Below are 21,920 nucleotides of genomic sequence, written 5' to 3'. Positions count from 1 at the left end.
TCGATGACTCCAGTAGACCGGGTGGCGCAGCGGTTGTCAAGCGAGCCGGGGTCGGCCGCCGGGCGGACAGCCCTGTCTCTCCGTGAACCGCGCCGCGTGTCCGACGATAGGCCCATGTACCCGGAGATCGAGCCCCACGCGTCAGGCCACCTGGACACCAGAGACGGCAACCTCGTGTACTGGGAGGAATGCGGGAACCCCGACGGCAAGCCCGTGGTGTTCCTGCACGGCGGGCCCGGCGGCGGCTGCTCACCGTCGCACCGCCGGCTGTTCGACCCGTCCGCCTATCGGATAATCCTGTTCGACCAGCGCGGATGCGGGCGGTCGCTGCCGCACGCTTCGGTGTCGGGTGATCTTTCGTCGAACACGACCTGGCATCTCGTCGACGACATGGAACGCCTGCGGGAGTCGCTGGACATCTCGCGGTGGCAGGTGTTCGGCGGGTCCTGGGGGTCGACGCTGGCGTTGGCGTACGCCGAGAAGCACCCGGAACGGGTGTCGGAACTGGTGCTGCGCGGGGTCTTCACCCTGCGTTCGTCCGAAGTGGACTGGTACTACCGGGGTGGTGCGGCGAACGTCTTCCCGGATCTGTGGGAGAAGTTCACGGCGCCGATCGCCGGGCTCGACGGCGATCCCGTCGAGCTGTACGCGAAGCTGCTCGCCGACCCCGACCCCGCGGTGCACGGGCCCGCCGCCGTCGCGTGGAGCACCTGGGAGGGAGCGACGGGGACGCTGCTCCCCCGGCCCGAACTGGTGGCGGATTTCGCCGTGCCGGAGTATGCGCTGGCGTTCGCGCGCATCGAGAACCACTATTTCGTGCACAACGGGTGGCTCGAAGAGGGACAGCTGATCCGAAACGCCGCCGTGCTGAAGGACATTCCCGGCGTGATCGTGCAGGGGCGGTACGACCTCGCCACGCCCGCGGTTTCCGCGTGGGACCTGCACAAGGCGTGGCCGGAGTCGGAACTGGTGATCGTGCCGGATGCCGGGCACGTGTACGACGAGCCCGGCATCCTGGCCGCGTTGCTGGCGGCGACGGACCGGTTCCGCGCTCAGCCCTAGCGAGGAAGCGGAGCCGGGTGGTACCGCCGGAACGCGGGTGCGGCGGTGCCCCCTTCACCGTGCAGCCAGTCATAGAGGAAGCGGAACTCCGGGCCGAACCGGTTCGCCTCGGCGTTCAACCGCTCGGGTGACATCGACGGCCAGCGGCCGGTCTCGACGCGGTTCCGCAGCACGCGCAACGCCGTCAGTTCCTCGGCGGCGGTGTGCTGGCAGTGGCCGCCCCGGTTCACGAACAGCTGCCGGATCAGGCCGGAATCGACACGGTCGCCGTAGGTCCGCTCGTGTTCGGGGGCGACGCCGTCGCCGATCGGATGCAGCGTGACGACGGGCGGACGGCCACGTCCTGTCGGCGTCCCGACGCGGGTGAGCCATCGGGAGGCGGCGTTGTCGGCCTTGACCCGGGGCGCTTCGGCAAGCGCGGCCAAGTCGGCGCCGAGGTCCAGGCCGGCCTCACGGTAAGCCTGTTTCACCAGGTCACGTTCACTGGACCGGGCGAGCATGTCGCGGTAGTCCACTCCGGTGTTCCCGGTCGGGTTCCCGCCCGCCCGCACCTCCAGATCAGCTCGGTGCGCGCCCCAGGACAGCTGGTCGTAGACGGCCAGAACGAATTCCGTCTGCTGGCGGATCTGTGCGGCGACATCGGTGGATCGGGGATGATGCGCCGTCGACCAGCCGGGGACGTCGGCGAACGCGTTGGCGAGGGCGAGCCGCGCCCGTCCATCGGGTGATTCCAGCGCCGTCGCGACCACCTGACGGGCTTTCGCGAGGTTCGCCCGCGGGTCGGCGATGCGGGCGACCTCCAGTTCCGGCGCCAGCAGCGTCCGGACCGCGAACCCCAGGTCGAGCGCCTGGCCGAACACCGCGGCCCCGCCCGCGACGGGACCGCACATCGCCAGCACGCCGTCGATCCGGTGCGGAAGCCGCTCGGATAGCAGGACCGCGTTGAGCCCACCGCCGGAAGCTCCCCAGGTGAGCACCTGCTCCGGACGTCCGAAGGCGTGGTCGAACCAGGACAGCAGCGCCGTCTGGTCGTGAACGGCTTCGCGGGCCGAGAAACCGTGCGGCTTGCTGTAGAGCGACGCGGCCAGCGCATAACCCTCGCCGAGGAGAACGGGTTTCGCCTCCTCCCGGTTGGCGAGCTCGATCTCCTCGGGCACGTAGCCCGGCGGGTAGATGCCGTGGTTGTACAGCAGTAATTTGCCGTTCCAGTTCGACGGCACCTCGACCCGGTACCGGGCGCCGTCGATCGCCCCGGTGCGCACGCGGACGTCGTCCGTCACGATGGCGGGCGCGCCGGTGACGATCAGCGCGGCGGCCAGGATTCCTGTCAAGGTCATGGTGGAAATGCTGACAGCGCAAGGCTTCGCGGGAATCCGTCGAGACGCGGCTTCTCGTCTACGCTTCCCGGCGTACGAGCTCTTCCGCCAGCTCGACGACGATCCCCTCCGGACCGCGGACGTAGCAGAGCCGGTAGCTGTCCTCGTACCGCACCAGCTCGCCGACGAGCGTGCCGCCATGCGGCCGCAAGCGATCGAGGACGTCGTCGATGTCCTCCACCGAGAACACGAAGTGGCGGATGCCGGGTGTGTTCATCGGCGCGCGCGGATCGGCTTCCGGCCCCTCCGGCGTGTGGTACTTGATCAGTTCCAGGCCGCCGTGACCGTCCGGCGACCGTGTCGCCCTTGAGCGACGCTTCGCCTTCCAGTTCGAGACCGAGCGCGGTGAAGAACGCCTTGGCCGCGTCGAGATCGTGGACCACGACACCGACGTGTTCCAGCTTCTTGAGTGTCATGTTCAGGCACTCTTCCGGCGGATGAGCTCCTCGACGGCGGAAGGCAGGGCGGTCTCGAAGTCGATGAGCTTGACCCAGGTCGGGGTCAGCACGATGCGGACCATGCCGTCGTAGAGCGACCGCACGTTTTCCTCCCATTCGACCCGCTGCTCGGGCGTCATCTCGTAGGTGCCGTTCCACTGGAGGTACTCATCGGGGATGCCGTCGACGTAATCCCAGTTCGACGGTGCCACGCAGGAGCAGGATCTTCGGCGGGTGCGATTCGGTGTCGATCGTCAGCGCGACGGCGGGGCTGCGGCGCAGCGCCGGCAGCTTCGTGGCGTTCGTCGAGGTGCACATGACGATCTCCGTGCCGTTCCAGTGGATGCCGATCGGGATCGCGCGCGGCGTGCCGTCGAGCGCGGTGTAGGCCAGGCGGGCCAGGTCATGGGCCAGGAGTTCCTGGCTGAGTGTGCGGTTCAGGATCTCGTCGATCGTGTTCTGCCGCATGTCGCTCTCCTCGGGCCGTCGTCTTCGCGGACTCCCCAGGGACGTCGCTGCCCGGCGCATTTCGACACTCCAGAATGTGACATGCATCACATCGACTTTAGCGGGCTAAACGCGATCCGGTTGTCGAAAGCGCCCCTGGCCAGGCGTCGCTCTTGTAAAGGCAGCGAGAGAGGGACAGAAATGGCGAAGGAATCCGAGGTCCGCTTCGAGGGCTTCCTCCCCACCACACCCGCGGACACCTGGGCCGCGATCACCACGGGCAGCGGCGGCTGGCTCTGGCCGATCCAGTACGAACCCCGCGACGGCGGCGCCGAGTCCGGCCTCACCCCCGACGGCGGCATGGTCACCGTCTGGAAGCCGTCACAGCGCTTCGTCACCTACGCGGAAGACGAGAGCGGCTGGTTCAACACGCTCGAATACGTCCTCGAACCGAAGGACGGGGGCACGTATCTGCGCTACGAACACACCACCGTCCTCGACGACTGGGACGTCGAATACGACGCGTGCCGGCAGCACACATCGTTCTACTACCACTCGCTGGGCGAGTACCTGAAGCACTTCAACCGGCGTCAGGCGAAGTACTTCAAGGCCGACGCCCCCGAAGCGTCGAAGGCTCCGAAGGCGTTCGAGGCGGTCCGGGCGGTGATAGGCGCGAAGGCCGTGGGCGACCGGGTGTATCTCGATGTCCCCGGCGTCGAGGGCGTCGTCGACTACCTGACACCGGCCTTCATCGGCGTCCGGACCGAAGACGCGCTGTACCGCTTCTACGGCCGGAACGTCTGGGGCTGGCCTGTCGGCATCGGGCACCACCTGTTCGCCGAAGACGCCGACGCGGACGAGGCCGCGAAGGCGTGGACGGCCTGGCTGAACGACCTGTACGCCTAGCGGGGCAGGTTCTTCACGAGCTCGGCGCCCACGGACTTCGCCACTTCGGCGGACTCCGCGGGCGGGATCGGCGAGTTCGTGAAGAACCCTTTGTCCCATCCTTTGTAGGTGACGATGACGACGTACACGCCCTGGGTGACCCGCAGCTCCGCGCCGCTGAAGGCGCTGTCGGTGTCGAGGGAGACGAGAACCGCCTTCTCCCCGATGCCCTGCACCTGCTGCTGACGCTCGGACGGCGCGGCCGACCCGGTGGAAGACTCCGACGCGCGCTTCTCGGCGTCCGGCCCCTCGTAGCGGTACACCATGACCTGGAGGGCGCGGTCGTGGACGTTGTCGCTCTCCGGCGGCAGCCAGGAACAGCCTTGCTGCTTGGTGACTATCTCGCCCGCTTTGAACTCGTTGTCGCGGACGCCCTGGAAGCTGCTGGTGAACGTCTTGTTCAGGGTCTCCGGGGAGAGGGAGCACTCGGCGGGCGGCTGCTGCGAGACCGGTGCCTTGCCGACCGACGAGTAGTACTCGGACGCGAAGATGCCGCCAGGGATGCCCAGCCCGAGTAGCACGACGCCGCCCACGATCAGGCCGACGATCAGCCCGGTCTTTTTCTTCTTGGGCGGCGGCCCGTAGCCGGGCGGACCGTACCCGGGCGGCGGACCGTACCCGGGCTGGGGCGGGCCGTAACCCGGCTGCTGCCCGTAGCCCGGCTGACCTCCCTGCCCAGGTGGCGGGCCGTAACCCGGCCCCTGGCCGTACCCCTGCGGCGGCTGGTGCACCGATCCTCCCCCTACCGATTCGCGTACGTCCGCATCGCGTTTAGCCCGCTAAAGGCGACACGCGCCCGGACCTGCGTTTCGCGGGCTAAACGCGATCTGCGGCCAGCATGGCACGACGGCCGGGGCCGGGCACCGGGAATGCCGTGGTCCCGTCGCGGGCACCCGGATCGCGATTAGGGGGCTAAACGCAGGTCCGTGGCCGGATCGCGATTAGCCCGCTAAACGCAGGTCTGCGTCAGTGGGCGAAGTGGCGTGTGCCGGTCAGGTAAAGGGTGACCCCGGCGGCCTCGGCGGCGGCGATGACCTCGGCGTCGCGGATCGAGCCACCCGGCTGGACGACGGCGCGGACGCCGGCCTCCAGCAGGACCTCGAGCCCGTCCGGGAACGGGAAGAAGGCGTCCGACGCGGCGACGGAGCCCTTCGCCCGCTCTCCCGCACGCGAAACCGCGAGCCGCGAGGAATCGACCCGGTTCACCTGGCCCATGCCGACGCCGACGGTCGCGCCCTCGTTCGCCAGCAGGATCGCGTTCGACTTCACCGCGCGCAGCGAACGCCACGCGAACTCGAGGTCGGCCAGCGTCCGCTCGTCGGCGGGCGCGCCGGTCGCCAGGGTCCAGTTCGCCGGGTCGTCGCCCTCGGCGGCGATCGTGTCGACGGTCTGAACCAGCATGCCGCCGGAGATCGGCCGGAACTCGATCGGATCCGGCGACGTGATCGCGGGCAGTTTCAGCAGCCGCACGTTCTTCTTGCGCTGCAGGATCTCCAGCGCCTCGGCGTCGAAGTCCGGCGCCAGGACGACCTCGGTGAACACCTCGGAGATCTGCTCGGCGGCCTCGCGGCTCACCGGCCGGTTGGTCGCGATCACCCCGCCGTAGGCCGAAACCGGGTCGCACGCGTGCGCCTTCCGGTGCGCCTCGGCGATGTCCTCGCCAACCGCGATCCCGCACGGGTTGGCGTGCTTGATGATCGCGACGGCCGGGGCCTCGAAGTCGTAGGCGGCACGGCGCGCGGCGTCGGTGTCGACGTAGTTGTTGTACGACATGGCCTTGCCGTGCAGCTGTTCCGCGTGCGCGAGGCCCGGCCGCCAGTGCTTGTACAGCGCGGCCTTCTGGTGCGGGTTCTCGCCGTAGCGCAGCACGTCGCCGCGCTCCCACGAAGCGCCGGTGAAGTCCGGGAAACCGGAGTCGTCCGCGGGCGCGTAGACGTTCGCGAACCACGATGCGACTGCGGTGTCGTAGGCCGCGGTGTGCGCGTAGGCCTGCGCGGCGAGCCGCTTGCGGTCGGCCAGCTCGAAACCACCGGCGGCGACGCGCTCCAGCACCCACTCGTAACGGGAGGGGTCGACCACGACGGCGACGCTGTTGTGGTTCTTCGCCGCGGCGCGCACCATCGCCGGGCCGCCGATGTCGATGTTCTCGACACAGTCCTCGGGGCTCGCACCTGACGCAACGGTCTGCGTGAACGGGTACAGGTTGACCACGAGCAGGTCGAACGGCGCGATGTCGAGCTGCTTGAGCTGCTCGACGTGCTCCGGGCGCTCACGGTCGGCGAGCAGGCCCGCGTGCACGCGCGGGTGCAGCGTCTTGACCCGGCCGTCGAGGGACTCCGGGAACCCGGTGACCTCTTCGACCGGCGTCACCGGCACCCCGGCGTTCGCGATGACCTTCGCCGTGCCGCCGGTCGACACGATCTCGACACCCGCCGCGTGCAGCCCGGTGGCGAGTTCGAGCAGGCCGGCCTTGTCGGAGACGCCGATCAGCGCGCGCCGGACGGGACGCTGTCCCTGTGCGGTACTCACGAAAACCTCACCTTTCGTCCCTCGACCGCGCACCCGCTCCGGCCGAGTTTTTCGATCGTTTCCACCAGGAGCCTGCGTTCCACGGCCTTGATCCGCTCGTGCAGGACGTGCTCGTCGTCGTCGGGCTCCACGATCACCGGCTCCTGCGCGATGATCGGCCCGGTGTCGACTCCGGCGTCGACGAAATGGACCGTCGACCCGGTGACCTTGACGGCCATCGCCAGCGCGTCGGCCACGGCGTGCGCGCCGGGGAACGATGGCAGCAACGCCGGATGTGTGTTGATCACGCGGCCGGGGAACCGCGCGAGGAATTCGGCGCCGAGGATCTTCATGAATCCGGCCGAGACGACCAGGTCCGGCTGGTAGGCGGCGACGGATTCGGTGATCGCCTTGTCCCACGCCGAGCGGTCCGGGTGATCGGCCATCCGCACGGCGAACGACGGCACGCCGGCGCGTTCGGCCCGGGTGAGCGCCTCGATCCCGGCGCGGTCCGCTCCGACGGCGACCACCTTCGCCGGGAAGTTCGGCTTTTCGACCGCGTCGAGCACGGCTTGCAGCAGCGTGCCGGAACCGGACGCGAGGACGACGAGCTTCACCGGAGTGGGCAGGTCCAACCGACTAGCCAGAACGGGCTCCTTGCCACGGCGGTACGCACTCGGGCGTACGGCGCTTCACCTGGTCGCGACAACCCTAACGGTCGTCACCGGGGGCGCTTTCGTCGACGGACCCCTCGGTGGAGTCGGTCACAGCGACGTCCTGCTCGGGCTCGTCTTCCGGCTCCGCGTCCGGCTCGTCTTCGGCAGGAGTCTCGTCGACGTCCTCCGCCGGCTCTTCGGCTTCGGGCTCGGTTTCTTCCTCCGCCGGTTCATCCTCTTCCGGCTCGACGAGGTCTTCCTCGACCTCGGGTTCGCCCGGCGGTTCGGGGGCGTCGTGCGCTCCGGCGAAGAACGCGACGAACCCACCGGGGACGACGATCCAGCAGAAGGCGATCACCGACGCGACCCCGACCGGCACGCTGACCGGATCGAACGGCCCGTCTCCCAGCCTGCCACCGGAAAGGGTCCCGAGGATGACACAGCCGAACGCGACGAACGCGCCCGCGACGGCGACCGCCCTCATCCGCAGCATCGGATCCTCGTCGATCGCGCGGATCCGCCAGCCGACCAGCGCGCCGACCAGCGCGGGCAGGAGCAGCAACGCCGGCCACCAGACCGCGTGGTGCGACGGGATCCCCGCCAGCAGCGGCACCCCGGGCAGCTTGCCTTCCTGGTAGCCGAACATGCCGACGGTCAGCGAACCGACCGAGAACCCCGGCCCGGTGGTGAACGACAGCGCGGCGACGACCGCGTTCGGCAGGTAGGCGACGGAAAGCACCAACAGGCCGAAGCTCGCACCGAATCCCGGCTCGAACAGACTGTCCACAGTGGACCAAGAAAGCGCGGTGGCCGCGGTGAACACCACGGCGCCGCAGGCGATCAACGCGGCGAGCCCGAGCGCGCCCGCCCGCAGGCCTTGGACCGCCACCGGATCGAACCGGTCCCGCACCTCGGCAGGCAGCCCGCAGGCCTTGGCGACCCCCGCGATGGCGGCGAGTCCGGCGAGGAGGCCCGGTACGCAGAAAGCGGTCAGCGGGTTCACGTCGACCGGCGATCCGCCCGCCAGCAGGGCGACGAGCACACCGAACAGGGCGTGGGCGCCGGCGATCACCGTCACCACGGGAATGGCGTCCGCCGGGGTCCGGCCGCCGCTCCGGCGGGCGGCGCGCGCGGCCGCCCTCGCCACGAGCCAGCCGACGACGAGCGTCGGCAGCAGCGGCAGCACGCCGAGCGGATGACCACCGAGGTCGAGTTCCACCTGCCACGAGGCGAGCCAGCCGGGGCCGGCGGCGAGCAGGGCGCCGGTGGCGGAGAACCGGGACCGGTCGGCGGCGAACGAAACCACCGCGAGGACGGCCGCGATGGCGGTGAAGGAGAACAACAGGGGCGCGCAGGCCGCCGCGAGCAACACACGAACCCGCTTCGCCCTGGAGACCTCCAGCTCGGGGACGAGGTCGCTCACCGGCTCTTCGCCCGGCGGGCGTTCGTCGCGGGTGAGCAGCTTCATGAACCGCACCATGACATCCGGACTGGGCCGTCCGGGTGAGGCACGCCGCCGCCGGTCGGCGCACGTGGCCCAACCCACCCGGTCGGGTAACCCGGAAAAGAAAAGCACCCGCTGTGACACAGAGAGTCACAGCGGGTGCTTTTTCGTGCGAGAGGTCAGCTCTGCTGACCGAAACCGCCGGGCGGCGTGCCCGGGTTCTGACCCGACTCCGACGAGGAGGACGGCGGCTGCTGGAAGAACTGGCCCTGCTGCGGCGCGTACGTCGTGGCCTGCTGGCCCGGCGGCTGCGTGACCGGCGGCTGGAACCCGCCCGGCTGCGAGTACGGACCGGACTGCTCACCCTGCTGCTGCCCCTGCTGGCCCGAACCGGGGAACGGCTGGACCTGCGTGGCGGCCGGGCCCTGCTGACCCTGCTGGCCGAACGGACCCTGCGGGCCCTGCTGCGGGAACTGCTGGCTGTACGGGGCCTGCGGCGCCTGCTGCTGCGGCTTCGCGACGGGCAGCTTGATGACGTCGTGCTCGAACAGCAGCGCGGCGACCGCGACCAGCATCTGCAGGATGCCGAGGATCAGCACCACGGTGAGGATGCCGGGGACTGAGACATCCTCACGACCACTCCCGTAGCCGATGACCAGATCCAGCGCTCCGAACGCGCCGAGGACGCTGAACAACGCGGCGAACGGCAGTGTCTTCGGACCGCGCGGCAGCGCGTGCAAGGCCGCGAGCAGACCGCTGACCAGGAGGAAGACCGAGATCTGCCCGGCGGCGTCGGCCTCGTCGGAGAAACCGATGAAGAACTGCACCAGGCCGAGAACGGTCACGGCGAGCGCGAGCAGCAACGCCAGGTTCAGCGGAGTCGCCTGCGACGGCGCCTGCTGCTGAGGAAAGGCTCCCGAGCCGGGGTTGGGGTGTTGCTGGCCGCCACCCTGCTGGGGGTAGCCGGGCCCACCGCTGGGATAGGACATCCGAATGCTCTCCTGTCGTTCGACCGGCACCCCGGGGCGCGCGGGACTCCCGGGACAAACGAGGCGGCTGTGATGCTCGAACGCTAGCGCACACGCGGACACCCCACGCCTCGGGCTCTGAGACGTCTCTACACCCGGTCGGGTTCCGTGCGGAACCCCTCGGCGACGACCGGATCGCGATTAGGGGGCTAAACGCAGGTCCGCCCCGACGTGCGTTCAGCGGGCTAAACGCGATCCGGGCGCAAAGAGGCGGGCCGGGCACCGGTGAAGGTGCCCGGCCCGCCGGGGAAAGCTCAGTCTCCGAAGGATCAGAGGCTGTTGTACAGCTCGCGCGCCAGGACGGCGGTCTCGCTCGGGGTCTTCCCGACCTTGACGCCGGCGGCCTCGAGGGCCTCCTTCTTGGCGGCGGCCGTGCCGGAGGAACCGGAGACGATGGCGCCGGCGTGGCCCATGGTCTTGCCCTCGGGCGCGGTGAAGCCCGCGACGTAGCCGACGACCGGCTTGGTCACGTTGTCCTTGATGTAGGCCGCGGCACGCTCTTCGGCGTCGCCACCGATCTCGCCGATCATCACGATGACCTTGGTCTCGGGGTCGGCCTCGAACGCCTCGAGGGCGTCGATGTGCGTCGTGCCGATGACCGGGTCGCCGCCGATGCCGACACCGGTCGAGAAACCGATGTCACGCAGCTCGTACATCATCTGGTAGGTCAGCGTGCCCGACTTCGACACGAGACCGATCGGGCCGGCACCGGTGATGTCGGCCGGGATGATGCCCGCGTTCGACTTGCCGGGGCTGATCACGCCGGGGCAGTTCGGCCCGATGATGCGGGTCTTGTTGCCCGTCGCGACCGCGTGCGCCCAGAAGTAGGCCGAGTCGTGCACCGGGATGCCCTCGGTGATCACCACGGCGAGCGGGATCTCGGCGTCGATCGCCTCGATGACCGCGTCCTTGGCGAACTTCGGCGGCACGAAGATGACCGAAACGTCGGCGCCGGTCTCCTTGATGGCCTCCTCGACCGTGCCGAACACGGTGAGGTCCTTGCCCTCGATGGAGACGGTCTGGCCTGCCTTGCGGGCGTTGACGCCACCCACGATGTTCGTGCCGGACTTCAGCATCTTGGTCGCGTGCTTCATGCCCTCGGAGCCGGTGAGCCCCTGGACGATGACCTTGCTGTTCTCGTTGATGAAGATCGACATCTCACGCACCTGCCGCGGCGAGCTCGGCGGCCTTGTCGGCCGCGTTGTCCATTGTGTCCACCACGGTGACGAGCGGGTGGTTCGCGTCGGCCAGGATCTGACGTCCCTCGACGACGTTGTTGCCGTCCAGCCGCACGACGAGCGGCTTGGTGGCCTCGTCGCCCAGGATCTTCAGCGCTTCGACGATGCCGTTCGCGACCGCGTCGCAAGCGGTGATGCCACCGAAGACGTTGACGAAGACGCTCTTCACGTCGGTGTCGTTGAGGATGACGTCCAGACCGGCCGCCATGACCTCGGCCGAAGCGCCGCCACCGATGTCGAGGAAGTTGGCGGGCTTGACGCCGCCGTGCTTCTCGCCCGCGTACGCCACGACGTCCAGCGTGGACATCACGAGGCCCGCGCCGTTGCCGATGATGCCGACCTCGCCGTCGAGCTTGACGTAGTTGAGGTCCTTGGCCTTGGCCTTCGCCTCGAGCGGGTTCTCCGCGTCCTTGTCGACCAGGGCCTCGTGGCCCGGCTGACGGAACGAGGCGTTCTCGTCGAGGGTGACCTTGCCGTCGAGGGCGATGATCTTGTCCTGCGGGTCACGGACCAGCGGGTTGACCTCGACCAGCGTGGCGTCCTCGGAGACGAAGGTCTCCCAGAGCTTCACGACGACGTCGGCGGCCTCGTCGACGACCTTCTCCGGGAACTTGCCCGCGGTCAGGATCTCGACGGCCTTCGCCTTGTCGACACCGGCGATCGCGTCGACCGGGATCTTCGCGAGCGCTTCGGGACGCTCGACGGCCAGCTGCTCGATCTCCACGCCGCCTTCGGCGGAAGCCATCGCGAGGAAGGTGCGGTTCGCACGGTCCAGCAGGAAGGAGAAGTAGTACTCCTCGGAAATGTCCGAGGCTTCGGCCACCAGCACGCGACGCGTGATGTGGCCCTTGATGTCCAGGCCGAGGATCGCCTCGGCCTTCTCGGCGGCCTCATCCGGCGTCTGGGCCAGCTTGACGCCGCCCGCCTTGCCGCGGCCGCCGGTCTTGACCTGCGCCTTGATGACGACCTGGTTGCCGATCTTCTCGGCGGTGGCCTTGGCTTCTTCGGGGGTGTTTGCCACGGCACCCGGCAGAACCGGTACTCCGTGGGCGGCGAAGAGATCCCTCGCCTGGTATTCGTAGAGGTCCACTACTCCAGTCTCCTGACGACACGCCACTGTGGTGGTCCGTTGCCGGACCGCGCTGTCGGACCAGTCGAGGTTAGCGACCTGCGCAGAAGCAGGGGACTCCGCACCTGGTGAAGTCGGTCACCGTACGCGGTCAGACGGTGTTTCCACGGTGTGAGACCGCACACCGGAGACCCAGTTCGCCGCGTTTTCCAGGCTTTCGAAGGCGTTCTCGAACCCGCTCGGGCCGTTACCGACCGCGAAGAGGAGAACGCCCGGCACGGCTTCGGCCAATCCTTCCGGTTCGTTCGCGCCGCACAGGACGCCGAGGATGTCCGGGTCCTCCTGTTCGACCGTCCTGGCCATTTGGTCGACCGTGTCGAGGCGACCGACGTAGACCACCTCGACGCCGTCGTCACGCAGCAACCGCCCGAGAGCGACCGCGGCACCTTCCTCCACGTCGAACTCGGCCAGCACGACCCGCAGAAGACGGCGCGTCATCCGGCCCGCCGTGCGCCCGCGACGGCCATCCCGGCCGTGACGAGGGTGACGACGGCGCCGGCCAGCGCGAGCCAAAACCCGATCCCGGCCGAGGAGCCGTCGTACTCCGAGCCGACGAGCGGAAGTTCCGCCGCACGCAGGCCGAGCACCAGCGCGGCCCCGGCCAAGGCGGACGCCGCCGCGGCCGGCCGTGAACGCGGGACGAGCGCGTACAGGCCGAGGACGACCGCGAGCGCGCCGAGCAGGCCCCACGACGCCGCGCCGAAGTCCGACCACAGCCCGGGGGCGGCGTAGCCGGGCGCGGTGAACACCGGCGTGCCGAACGCGGCGATCGCCAGTACCGCCGCCGCGACGAGCGGGGTGAGCACGTTCCCCCTCGCCCGCGTTCCGTCCAGGCCGGTGTCCAGTTCCGCGTCGTCGTCGGAGACGTCACGCTCCACGACGCCGGTGATCACCGCCGCGAGCGCGGCCACGGCCGCCAGCACGAGCGCGATGAACGTCCACGTGACCCCGGGACCCGCCGAGAAGCCGACCTTGTCCGGCAGCGGTAACGGCAGATCGACTCCGAACAGCGCCGGGTCCACGGCCTTGTCCTCGGTCACGGACAAGGCCGCGCTCAGCACCGCCGCGCCCGCGAGGACGACACCCGCCCACGTGGCCGCGACGACTCCCCTCGCGAACGCCGAGAGCCGCGGTACGAAGACGAACAGCGCGGGCACGGCGAGCACGACCGCGGCGCCGAGCAGCAGCCAGCGCGCCGGAGTCTCGGGTACCGGCGTCGGACCGTTGGCCTTCAGTACCGGGGCCAGCGCCCCCGCGACCGCGGCCGCGGCGGCGAGCAGCGCCAGCCCACCGGTGGCCAGCCGCCACCAGAACAGCCCCGGCAGCTTGGCCTCGCCCGCCAGGTCGCCGGTGACGGCCTCGCCCGCTTCCGCGACGTCGAACCGCGTGAAGGCAAGGCCCACGAGCGCCAGGCCCGCGACGGTCACGACCACCGAACCCGGCGCGACCGAAAGCCGGTCCACGACCAGCCCCGCGATCACGGGCGGGACACCGACCGCGAGCACCGCCAGCCCCGCTCCGGCGAATCCGCCCTTGCCGACCCCGGCCGAGGGCGAACTCACCGCCACGAGCACGGTCAGCGGGAGCAAGGCCGCGAGCAACAGGTACCCGGCCATCGCGACGGTCGGGCCTTCGAAGGCGTTCTTGGCCAGGAGGTAAGCGTTGCCCGAACCGAGCGGCGCGAGCAGCAAGCCGACCCCGCCCGCCACGCCGAGTACGGGGCCGAGCAGCCGCCAGCGGCGCCGTCCGTCGAGTTCACCCGCCAGTTCCGCCTCGTCGCGAGCGGCCCCGGCGGCGAACGCCCCGGCCGCGAGCGTGAGCAGATGACCCGCCACCAGCGGCCACAGCCCCGGCCCCGCCGGAGGCAGCGCGAGCAGCCTGTCGGCGAGGAACAGTTCCGGACGCGCGGCGAGGGACCCGTCGGCGAGCAGCTGCAGGTCCAGCAGCAGCCGTCCGGGCGCGAGCGCGGTGAGCCCGAGCACCAGACCCGCCGTGAGCCCGGAGCGGCCGGTGACCACCGCGTAGAGCACGGCCGCCGCGGGCGCCAAGGCCAGCACGACCAGCAGGGGAGCGGCGGTGAAACCAGGCGAACCGCCCTGGATGACGGGCAGCAGCGCGCCGGCGGCCAGCGCGACCGCACCGGCCGACACCAACCCCGCCGACAGCAGGAGCGCTCGCGGGCGGGAGCCCGGTTCGCTCCGGAGAAGTTCGGCGGACGCGGTACCGGGGTCGGCTTGCCCGGCGGAGTCGCCAGGGTGCCGTGAGCGCGAAGTCATCGACGGCGACGCTAGCAAGCCAGGGTCGGCGGGGCCCCGCAGCAGGGGCGCCCCAGGTCTCATCGGCGCTCGACCAGGCCACTGAAGGGCCGGGTCCGGGTAAACCTGCTTCAACACCGTCGTGCAACCACTTATTTCCCTCGTTTGCCTTCTTTCCGGCCCTCCGGTACCCCCGAACGGCCCTCTGATCTTGTAACGCAAGTCACACGGTTGTGAGTAAACCTGGTCTAACTTTGGGTAATCCTCACTGGACAACGGCCAGATCACCGTCGCCCGATCGGCCGAGAGCGCCGCCAGATCTTGCTGATCGGGGTGCCGCTTCGTTACTGTCCCGGGGTCCCCATTACAGTCAGATCACGAATGAGAGCATCGAACGAACCACCCCCGAGGTCGTTCACCGGGATCCCCCGCCCGGGCTCTTGATCCGACTCCCCGAACACGGAAGGCCCCGTCTTGGCTTCACACCGCTCCCCCGGCGGCCAAGCTCCTTCCCCGGCGCTCGAGAACGCACTCGATGGTGCGGTCGTTCGCGTCCGGGGCTCGCACCGCCTGTCGCCCCCGTCCTCGGCCCTTCGCGGTCGTGTCGTGGTCGCAGCCGTCGCTGCCGGCGCCTTCGCGGCCGCCGCTGCCGGGCAGACCCTGAAGTCCGTTTCGGAATCCTCCGACGCCGCCGTCACCCCGCTGGCCAGCACCCAGGACGCGAGCGCCTCGTTCGCCCTCGGCGGCGGAGCCGGTGGTGGCGCCCCCGAGCTGCTGCCGACGAGCCAGTCGACGAACGCCTCCGCCGAAGCCCAGAAGCTCTCGGAGAACAACAGCATCACCCAGGCCCGCGTCAAGCGCGAGGCCGAAGCGGCCCGCAAGGCCGAAGAAGAGGCCAAGCGGCCCAAGACCTGCATGCCGACCAAGGGCACCTTCACCTCGGGCTTCGGTGCCCGGTGGGGCACGAGCCACCTCGGCATCGACATCGCGGCCCCGATCGGCACGCCGATCGTCGCGGCCTCCGACGGCACGGTCGTCGAAGCGGGCCCGGCCAGCGGTTTCGGCCTCTGGGTCAAGGTTCAGCTCGCCGACGGCACCATCCACGTCTACGGCCACATGAACTCGTTCTCCGTCCGCGAAGGCCAGAAGGTCAAGTGCGGCGAGGAGATCGCCGAGGTCGGCAACCGTGGTCAGAGCACCGGCCCGCACCTGCACTTCGAGGTGTGGCAGAACGGCACGAAGAAGATCGACCCGCGCCCGTGGCTCGCCGCCCGTGGCGTGAGCGTCGGCTGATCCTGCCGCAGTCCCCTTCACCACACCGGTGACCCCGCCCGCGACAAGGGCGCGCCGGGCAACGACGCTCTGGCGCGCCTTCAAGGCCTCCGCTTCCCCCTTCGAAGACATCGGGAAGCGTCGCAGGCCATCCACCGCGGAGCGCGTGCCCTCTTTCGGGCCCTCAATGCCCTAAAGCGACGCCGTCGGCCAACTTCCGGACGAAGTACCCCACGGCGATCTGCCAGACCGTGCAGAGACCGGCCGGGCGCCGTTCGATCGGCCGCCATCCGGCGAAAAGTCCCCGGAAAAAAGTTCGGCACCCGGCTGGCCGCGGCCCGAACAGCCATCGCCGCGCGTGACCGCATACGACGCACCGTCCGGCCCCGTCCGGTTCGTGTGTCCGCAGTAACGCGCGCCAGGCCGCGACCAGCCTGAGCACTTCCGGCGGTTCCGGACCCCGATCCGTCCCCGCCCCTTCTTCAACACCCCGCAAGTACTCGAGTACCCCACTCGAGAGAACCCCAAACAAGACCCCGTCCACACCGTGTGCCCCCTCCTCCTCATCGGGGGCACACCGGCTCATCCAGCCTACCCCAGCGCATCGAACTCGTGTTCGATGGCACAGGTATACGGGAGGGGTCCGACAGTTTTCGTGCGCGGCGAAGAAACCGCAGGTCAGGGCTAGAGTTTGACCATCGGGACGCTGCCGATGAGCATCAGCCGGACCTTGCCGGCGGCGCCGAAGTCGATCGTCGCCGTGGCCCGCGGGCCCGCGCCGTCGCAGGCGACGACGGTCCCGAGCCCGTACTTGTCGTGGCTGACCCTGTCGCCGACGTCCAGTTTGAGCGCGACGGTGTCCTTCCAACCCTTGCCGAACGGGCTCGTGCTCGCCGACCTCGAAGGCGACGAGCCACCGCCGCGGCTCCCCCAGGTCGTCGCGGCACGCGGCGATCCACCCGACGAACCGAAACCGCCGGAGGACGAGGAAGGCGCGAGCCTGCGCCAATCGACCAGGTCCGCGGGAAGCTCGTCGAGGAACCGCGAGGCCGGGTTCATCTGCGGCTGGCCCCAGGCGGAGCGCACCATCGAACGGGAGACGTACAGCCTCTTCCTCGCCCGCGTGATCGCGACGTAGGCGAGCCGTCGCTCTTCGGCGAGTTCGGTCGTGTCACCGAGCGCGCGCATATGCGGGAAGATTCCGTCTTCCCAGCCCGTTCCGAAGACGACCGGGTATTCGAGGCCCTTCGCGGTGTGCACGGTCATCAGCGTGACCACGCCCGCGTCGTGCCCCTCGCCGCTATCGTCGCCGCCGTCGGGCGACGGGACCGAATCCGCGTCCGCCACCAGCGAGACCCGCTCCAGGAAGGCGGGCAGCGAACCCGGCTCCGGCACACCGGGGTCCGCGGTGTCGATTTCGGGGAGTTCGCCGTCCGGACCGGCGACCTCCGTGGTGAATTCGGTGAACTCCCGCGCGACGGTGACGAGTTCCGTCAGGTTCTCCACCCGCGACGCGTCCTGCGGGTCTTCGGACTCCTCGAGTTCCGTGCGGTAGCCCGTGCGCTCCAGGACCGCTTCGAGGATGTCGGCGACTTCCGCGCCGCTCTCGACGACCTCGCCGAGCTCGTCCATCAACTCGACGAAACCGGTGATCGCCTTGGCGGAGCGCGGGTTCAGCAGCGGCACCTCGCCGTTGACCGCGCCGCGCAACGCCTGCGCGAACGAGATCCGCTCGCGCTCGGCGTACGTCGCGATGACCGCTTCGGCGCGGTCGCCGATGCCTCGTTTGGGGACGTTGAGGATGCGGCGCAGGCTGACCGTGTCCTCCGGGTTCGCCAGCACCCTCAGGTACGCGAGCATGTCGCGGACCTCGCGCCGTTCGTAGAACCGCACCCCGCCGACGACCTTGTACGGCAGGCCCAAGCGGATGAAGATCTCTTCGAAGACACGGGACTGGTTGTTGGTGCGATAGAAGACCGCGACGTCGGAATAGTCCGCTTCGCCCTTGTCCGCCAGCGCGTCGATCTCGCCCGCGACGAACGCCGCTTCGTCGTGCTCGTTGTCCGCCACGTAGCCGACGATCTTCTCGCCGTCACCGGAATCGGTCCACAGCCGCTTCGCGCGCCTGTTGGGGTTTCGCGCGATGACCGCGTTCGCCGCGTTCAGGATCGTCTGGGTCGAGCGGTAGTTCTGTTCCAGCAGCACGGTCCGCGCGTTCGGGAAGTCGCGTTCGAATTCCTCGATGTTGCGGATCGTCGCGCCGCGGAAGGCGTAGATCGACTGGTCCGCGTCACCCACGACGCAGAGTTCGGCCGGCTCGATCCCGGCCTCGTTCGCCTCGGTGCCCACCAGCTCGCGGACCAGCGTGTACTGCGCGTGGTTCGTGTCCTGGTACTCGTCGACCAGCACGTGCCGGAACCGCCGCCGGTAGTACTCGGCGACGTCCGGATACCGCTGCAGGAGTTCGACCGTCCGCATGATGAGGTCGTCGAAGTCGAACGCGTTGGCCTGGTTCAGCCGCCGCTGGTACTCGACGTAGACCTCGGCGACGCGGCGTTCGAGGTCGTTGCCCGCGTCGGCGACCGCCGTCTCCGGATCGATCAGCTCGTTCTTGAGGTTCGAGATGTGCACGGCCAGCGTGCGCGCCGCGTACTTCTTCGGGTCGATGTCGAGATCGCGGGCGACGAGGGTGATGAGCCGCTTCGTGTCGTCCGAGTCGTAGATGGAGAAACTCGACGACATCTCCAGCGTTTTGGCCTCACGGCGCAGGATCCGCACGCACATGGAGTGGAACGTCGACACCCACATGGCGCGCGCGCCAGAACCGACGAGGTCGCTCACCCGCTCCCGCATCTCCGCGGCCGCCTTGTTGGTGAACGTGATCGCCATGATCTGGCCGGGGTGCACGTCCCGTTCGGCCAGCAGGTACGCGATCCGCCGGGTCAGCACCCGGGTCTTGCCGGAACCCGCGCCCGCGACGACCAGCAGCGGCGAGCCCGCATGGGTCACGGCCTCGCGCTGTGCCGGGTTCAGGTCGTCGAGCAGGTCCGAGTGCCGGGACTTGGCCGGACCGTCCGCTGGGAGATCGAAGAGGGTGTTCATCGCCGGTCCACGCTACAGCGCCGGGCGTAGGCGGTGTTGACGCCTGCCGTCCGACGCGCGAGCGGTGTTCGCGGCGGAGGATCGGATGCCATGGACACCAACGGAATTCCCTCCCGGCTCAGGGCCGCCGACGTCGACAGGGAGCGGGTCGCCACCCGCATCCAGGCCGCCGGCGGTGAAGGCCGTCTCACTCTCGAAGAAGTGGAAGACCGGCTGAGCGCTGTGTATTCCGCCGAATACACGGACGATCTCGTCGCGCTCACTTCGGATCTGCCGAAACCCGCGCCGAAGCGGCGCCTGGTCGCCTTCGGGCATCCAGCGGTGCGGATCCATCTCGCGGTCGCCGTCGTGCTTTCGATGCTGCTGGTCGTCCGATGGACGGCCTCGGGGGCGCCGTTCTTCTGGCCCGCGATGCCGATGTTCTGGCTGGCCATGGGCGTCCTCGTGCACGCCCGTGTCCGCGGAGCGCGCCGCCGCTTCAAGCCGGAGGACGGCATCGCTGTGGCATAATGACCGGCATGCGGCACCACGCGACGCGATTTTTTTACGGGACCCGGACTCCGGCTCCCGTGATCGCATAGTGCCGCGAATGCCATCACCCGAAGCCCCGGAGTCCACGGACCCCGGGGCTTTACGCTGTTCCGGGGGCCAGCAGGGAATCCGGACCGAAGAAAGGTCCCGATGAGCACCACACAGAAGCCGGACGCCGAAGAACCCACCGCCACCGCCGAAGAGATCGGCGAGCTCCGCAAGGAGATCGACTTCCTCGACGGCGAGATCCTGCGGCTGGTCAAACGCCGCGTCGAAGTCTCCAAGACGATCGGTGCGGCCAGGATGGCCGCGGGCGGCACCAGGATCGTCTACAACCGCGAGATGGACGTGCTCGCGCGCTACCGCGAGCTCGGGCCGGAGGGGCGGCAACTGGCGATGGCGCTGCTCAACCTCGGGCGGGGCAGGCTGGGACGGTAAGTGGTAGCAAAGGTCCCTTGCTCCCGCGACGCACCCGGATCGCGTTTAGCGGGCTAAACGCGATCCGGCCACGTCACGATCCAGTGCCGTGAGGCGGAACTCAGGGTGTTCCCCGAGCCACGACGGCCCGGGACAGGGCAAACTGGACACATGATTAACCTCATCGCCGTCGTGATCGCGATCGCCGGTGTGCTCGCCGCGCTGGGCCATCTGGGCTATCTCGCCATGCTGAACAACGCGGCGGGTAAGCGCGCGGGCGGCACCCCCATCGCCCAGTACGTCAAGACGCGCTGGCCGATCGCGGCGGGTACCACCGCCGCGTCGCTTTTCGCCTGGCTGCTCACGAGTGGGGGAACGACGCTCGACGTCATCGCCATTTTGCTTGCAGCGGGTAGCGGGATCACGGCCACGAAAGCCTTGCAGTCGACCCAGCAGAAGTACCGCAGCGGCAACTGAACGGCCTCACCAGCGCCGATAGCACTCCGTAACGTCACCGAGGCCCGTTCGGCCGCGCCCGACCGAGTGAAACATCTGCAACTTGCAGAGCGGGTGAAGACTTGCGGGTGTCGAACTTTTAGTGTGGTCCTCGTGTGGACCCTTGCGTCTGGGTCGGGCGATGCCCGTATGGCGCGCGGGGGCGATGGCCCCGCGCGCCCCCAGTCGTATGCGCGTGCATTTGCTCACGAGACTGCTTGGGAGTCTGCAAGCGAGGGATCCCGTGAACCCGCTGCTCCGTTCGGCTTAACCGGTGTCACATCGCCGTCAGGGCCGGCCTGCGAGGGGGTCGCTCGGACATGAACGGCTGGGCGGAACACCAGGGACGGAACGGCGCCACGCAAGCGGGCCGCCACCGGGCGGGCGGTACCGAAGGCTGGACTCCCGCCGTGCCGCCGCGGGGGCAGCGCGCAGGCGGGCAGGGGCATCACGCGCACCGCGAGTTCGCCCCGCCCGCCACCGGTTCCCTTCCCCTGCCGCCGCCGCGGGACAGGAGGGCGCCGGGCCCCGGCTACGCCCCATCGAGCGGCCGTCTGCCGCTCCCCCAGCCCGCTCGCGAGGTCCCCGTAGAGCCCCCAGTCCGCCCGGCCCGCGTCGAGGTCTCGTTCACCGAACCCGTCCCGCCTCCCGCCGAGGAACGGCGCGCGAAGGCCGCCCAGCGCACGAAGGTGACGCTGACCGCCCCCGCTCCCCGCCGTCCCGAGCCGGTGGAGGTCGACGACAACGAAGACGTCCGTGTCTACCTAGCCCCGCCTGTCGACGGTCTGAGCACCTTCGACCTCGGTTCGGTGCCCGCTTCGGTGACTCCGCCCAAGACCTGGCGCAAGGCCGCCTGGTTCGCGGCGGCGGCGTCCGCGCTGGTCGTGGTCGGCCTGCTCTTCGCCGGTTCGTATCTGGTCGGCAAACCCCTCCCGGAGCAGCAGAGCCAGGGCGGCTGGCCCGGTTACCGCGGTGGCAGCCCGCTGACTCAGGACGGTCTCGCCGGCCATCCGGCCACGCCGCCGCAGGGGGGCGCGGCGGGCAATCCGTCCGAATCCGAGACGGAGTCCTCCACCAGGGACGACCGCAGTGCCGCCAATTCCGGCACCCCCTCCGACAGCGAAAGCGCCGGGACCGGCTCGTCGCGGCCCGACTCGAGCGGGCCGGCGACGTCCGGGCGGCCCGCGCCGCCGTCGAGCGATCGGCCGCAGAAGCCGCCAGTCGTCCCGGCCAACCGCACCACCACGCCGGCCCCCTGGTACGCGTCGCAGCCGGACGCGCAGGCGATGGGCGACAACACCGAGCTCTTCCTCAACTCGGTTACCACGAACCCCCAAGAGGCGTCCTCGGTGACCTCCGGCGGCCTGCGCGAAGAAGGCGCGGAGGGCCTCCGGGACCGCTACCGCGATGTCGCCTACTTCGAGGTGAAGAAGGTCAGCATCGACCAGCGCCGCGGCGTCACGGTCAACACCGTCGAGGTCACTCACAAAGACGGAACGAAGACCATGGAGCAGCGTACGTTCACCTTCGGCGACGACGACAAGATCGTCGACGACGGCATGTAGGCGACCGCGCACG

At 69.6% G+C, this 21,920-nt stretch carries 18 protein-coding genes and 2 pseudogenes; 7 read left to right on the top strand and 13 right to left on the bottom strand.

Annotation, left to right across the window (positions count from 1 at the left end; all coding sequences use genetic code 11):
- Window positions 1-114: 114 nt before the first annotated feature.
- Complete coding sequence (gene pip / locus AC0685_RS09070; RefSeq protein WP_478225047.1) at window positions 115-1,062, top strand: prolyl aminopeptidase; 948 nt, start codon at window positions 115-117, stop codon at window positions 1,060-1,062.
- On the opposite strand, the gene AC0685_RS09065 is transcribed toward pip, so the two are convergent.
- From AC0685_RS09065 to AC0685_RS09055, 3 genes and pseudogenes are all read right to left on the bottom strand, one after another.
- Window positions 1,059-2,399, bottom strand: a complete 1,341-nt coding sequence (locus tag AC0685_RS09065; RefSeq protein WP_478225046.1) for a DUF6351 family protein — start codon at window positions 2,397-2,399, stop codon at window positions 1,059-1,061. The two genes, pip and AC0685_RS09065, sit on opposite strands and share 4 nt — an antisense overlap.
- 58 nt (window positions 2,400-2,457) lie before the next feature.
- Window positions 2,458-2,854 (bottom strand): annotated as a pseudogene (locus AC0685_RS09060) (VOC family protein).
- 2 nt (window positions 2,855-2,856) lie between these two features.
- Window positions 2,857-3,343: pseudogene (locus AC0685_RS09055) on the bottom strand (pyridoxamine 5'-phosphate oxidase family protein).
- 180 nt (window positions 3,344-3,523) lie between these two features.
- Here AC0685_RS09055 and AC0685_RS09050 point away from each other — a divergent pair.
- The gene (locus AC0685_RS09050; protein WP_478225045.1) at window positions 3,524-4,228 is read left to right on the top strand and encodes an SRPBCC family protein; all 705 of its coding nucleotides are present in this window, start codon (window positions 3,524-3,526) and stop codon (window positions 4,226-4,228) included.
- On the opposite strand, the gene AC0685_RS09045 is transcribed toward AC0685_RS09050, so the two are convergent.
- From AC0685_RS09045 to AC0685_RS09005, 9 genes are all read right to left on the bottom strand, one after another.
- Entirely contained in the window at window positions 4,225-4,998 is a 774-nt protein-coding gene (locus AC0685_RS09045; RefSeq protein WP_478225044.1) for a hypothetical protein, read from the bottom strand. The two genes, AC0685_RS09050 and AC0685_RS09045, sit on opposite strands and share 4 nt — an antisense overlap.
- 235 nt (window positions 4,999-5,233) lie before the next feature.
- Complete coding sequence (gene purH, locus AC0685_RS09040; RefSeq protein WP_478225043.1) at window positions 5,234-6,796, bottom strand: bifunctional phosphoribosylaminoimidazolecarboxamide formyltransferase/IMP cyclohydrolase; 1,563 nt, start codon at window positions 6,794-6,796, stop codon at window positions 5,234-5,236.
- Window positions 6,793-7,410 carry a phosphoribosylglycinamide formyltransferase gene (gene purN / locus AC0685_RS09035; RefSeq protein ID WP_478225042.1) on the bottom strand — a complete coding sequence of 206 codons (618 nt, stop codon included), beginning with the start codon at window positions 7,408-7,410 and terminating at the stop codon, window positions 6,793-6,795. The genes purH and purN overlap by 4 nt, the downstream gene beginning before the upstream one ends.
- A 76-nt stretch (window positions 7,411-7,486) precedes the next feature.
- Window positions 7,487-8,911, bottom strand: coding sequence for a cell division protein PerM (locus tag AC0685_RS09030; protein WP_478225041.1), 1,425 nt, complete (start codon window positions 8,909-8,911; stop codon window positions 7,487-7,489).
- Window positions 8,912-9,054: 143 nt separating this feature from the next.
- A complete protein-coding gene (locus tag AC0685_RS09025) occupies window positions 9,055-9,864 on the bottom strand; it encodes a DUF5336 domain-containing protein (RefSeq protein ID WP_478225040.1) in 810 nt (269 codons plus the stop codon).
- Between the two features lie 308 nt (window positions 9,865-10,172).
- The gene (gene sucD / locus AC0685_RS09020; protein ID WP_005165134.1) at window positions 10,173-11,060 is read right to left on the bottom strand and encodes a succinate--CoA ligase subunit alpha; all 888 of its coding nucleotides are present in this window, start codon (window positions 11,058-11,060) and stop codon (window positions 10,173-10,175) included.
- A gap of 1 nt (window position 11,061) precedes the next feature.
- Window positions 11,062-12,231, bottom strand: a complete 1,170-nt coding sequence (gene sucC, locus AC0685_RS09015; protein WP_126736646.1) for an ADP-forming succinate--CoA ligase subunit beta — start codon at window positions 12,229-12,231, stop codon at window positions 11,062-11,064.
- 117 nt (window positions 12,232-12,348) lie between these two features.
- Window positions 12,349-12,708 carry a hypothetical protein gene (locus AC0685_RS09010; protein WP_478225039.1) on the bottom strand — a complete coding sequence of 120 codons (360 nt, stop codon included), beginning with the start codon at window positions 12,706-12,708 and terminating at the stop codon, window positions 12,349-12,351.
- Entirely contained in the window at window positions 12,705-14,546 is a 1,842-nt protein-coding gene (locus AC0685_RS09005) for a hypothetical protein (RefSeq protein ID WP_478225038.1), read from the bottom strand. The genes AC0685_RS09010 and AC0685_RS09005 overlap by 4 nt, the downstream gene beginning before the upstream one ends.
- A gap of 585 nt (window positions 14,547-15,131) precedes the next feature.
- Here AC0685_RS09005 and AC0685_RS09000 point away from each other — a divergent pair.
- Window positions 15,132-15,818, top strand: coding sequence for a M23 family metallopeptidase (locus tag AC0685_RS09000; RefSeq protein ID WP_340684684.1), 687 nt, complete (start codon window positions 15,132-15,134; stop codon window positions 15,816-15,818).
- Window positions 15,819-16,481: 663 nt separating this feature from the next.
- On the opposite strand, the gene pcrA is transcribed toward AC0685_RS09000, so the two are convergent.
- Complete coding sequence (pcrA, locus tag AC0685_RS08995) at window positions 16,482-18,899, bottom strand: DNA helicase PcrA (RefSeq protein WP_478225037.1); 2,418 nt, start codon at window positions 18,897-18,899, stop codon at window positions 16,482-16,484.
- A gap of 90 nt (window positions 18,900-18,989) precedes the next feature.
- On the opposite strand from pcrA, the gene AC0685_RS08990 reads away from it, so the two are divergent.
- The 4 genes from AC0685_RS08990 (at window position 18,990) to AC0685_RS08975 (ending at window position 21,907) form a co-directional block, all read left to right on the top strand.
- Window positions 18,990-19,409, top strand: a complete 420-nt coding sequence (locus AC0685_RS08990) for a DUF1707 SHOCT-like domain-containing protein (RefSeq protein ID WP_478225036.1) — start codon at window positions 18,990-18,992, stop codon at window positions 19,407-19,409.
- 171 nt (window positions 19,410-19,580) lie between these two features.
- Window positions 19,581-19,868 carry a chorismate mutase gene (locus AC0685_RS08985; RefSeq protein WP_034304455.1) on the top strand — a complete coding sequence of 96 codons (288 nt, stop codon included), beginning with the start codon at window positions 19,581-19,583 and terminating at the stop codon, window positions 19,866-19,868.
- Between the two features lie 150 nt (window positions 19,869-20,018).
- Window positions 20,019-20,324 (top strand): hypothetical protein, encoded by a 306-nt coding sequence (locus AC0685_RS08980; RefSeq protein ID WP_125680026.1) that lies wholly within the window; start codon window positions 20,019-20,021, stop codon window positions 20,322-20,324.
- Window positions 20,325-20,662: 338 nt separating this feature from the next.
- Window positions 20,663-21,907, top strand: a complete 1,245-nt coding sequence (locus AC0685_RS08975; protein ID WP_478225035.1) for a hypothetical protein — start codon at window positions 20,663-20,665, stop codon at window positions 21,905-21,907.
- Window positions 21,908-21,920: the final 13 nt, after the last annotated feature.

The organism is Amycolatopsis sp. NPDC043889 (genome assembly GCF_056435645.1).
This window is presented reverse-complemented; position numbering and strand designations above follow the sequence as displayed.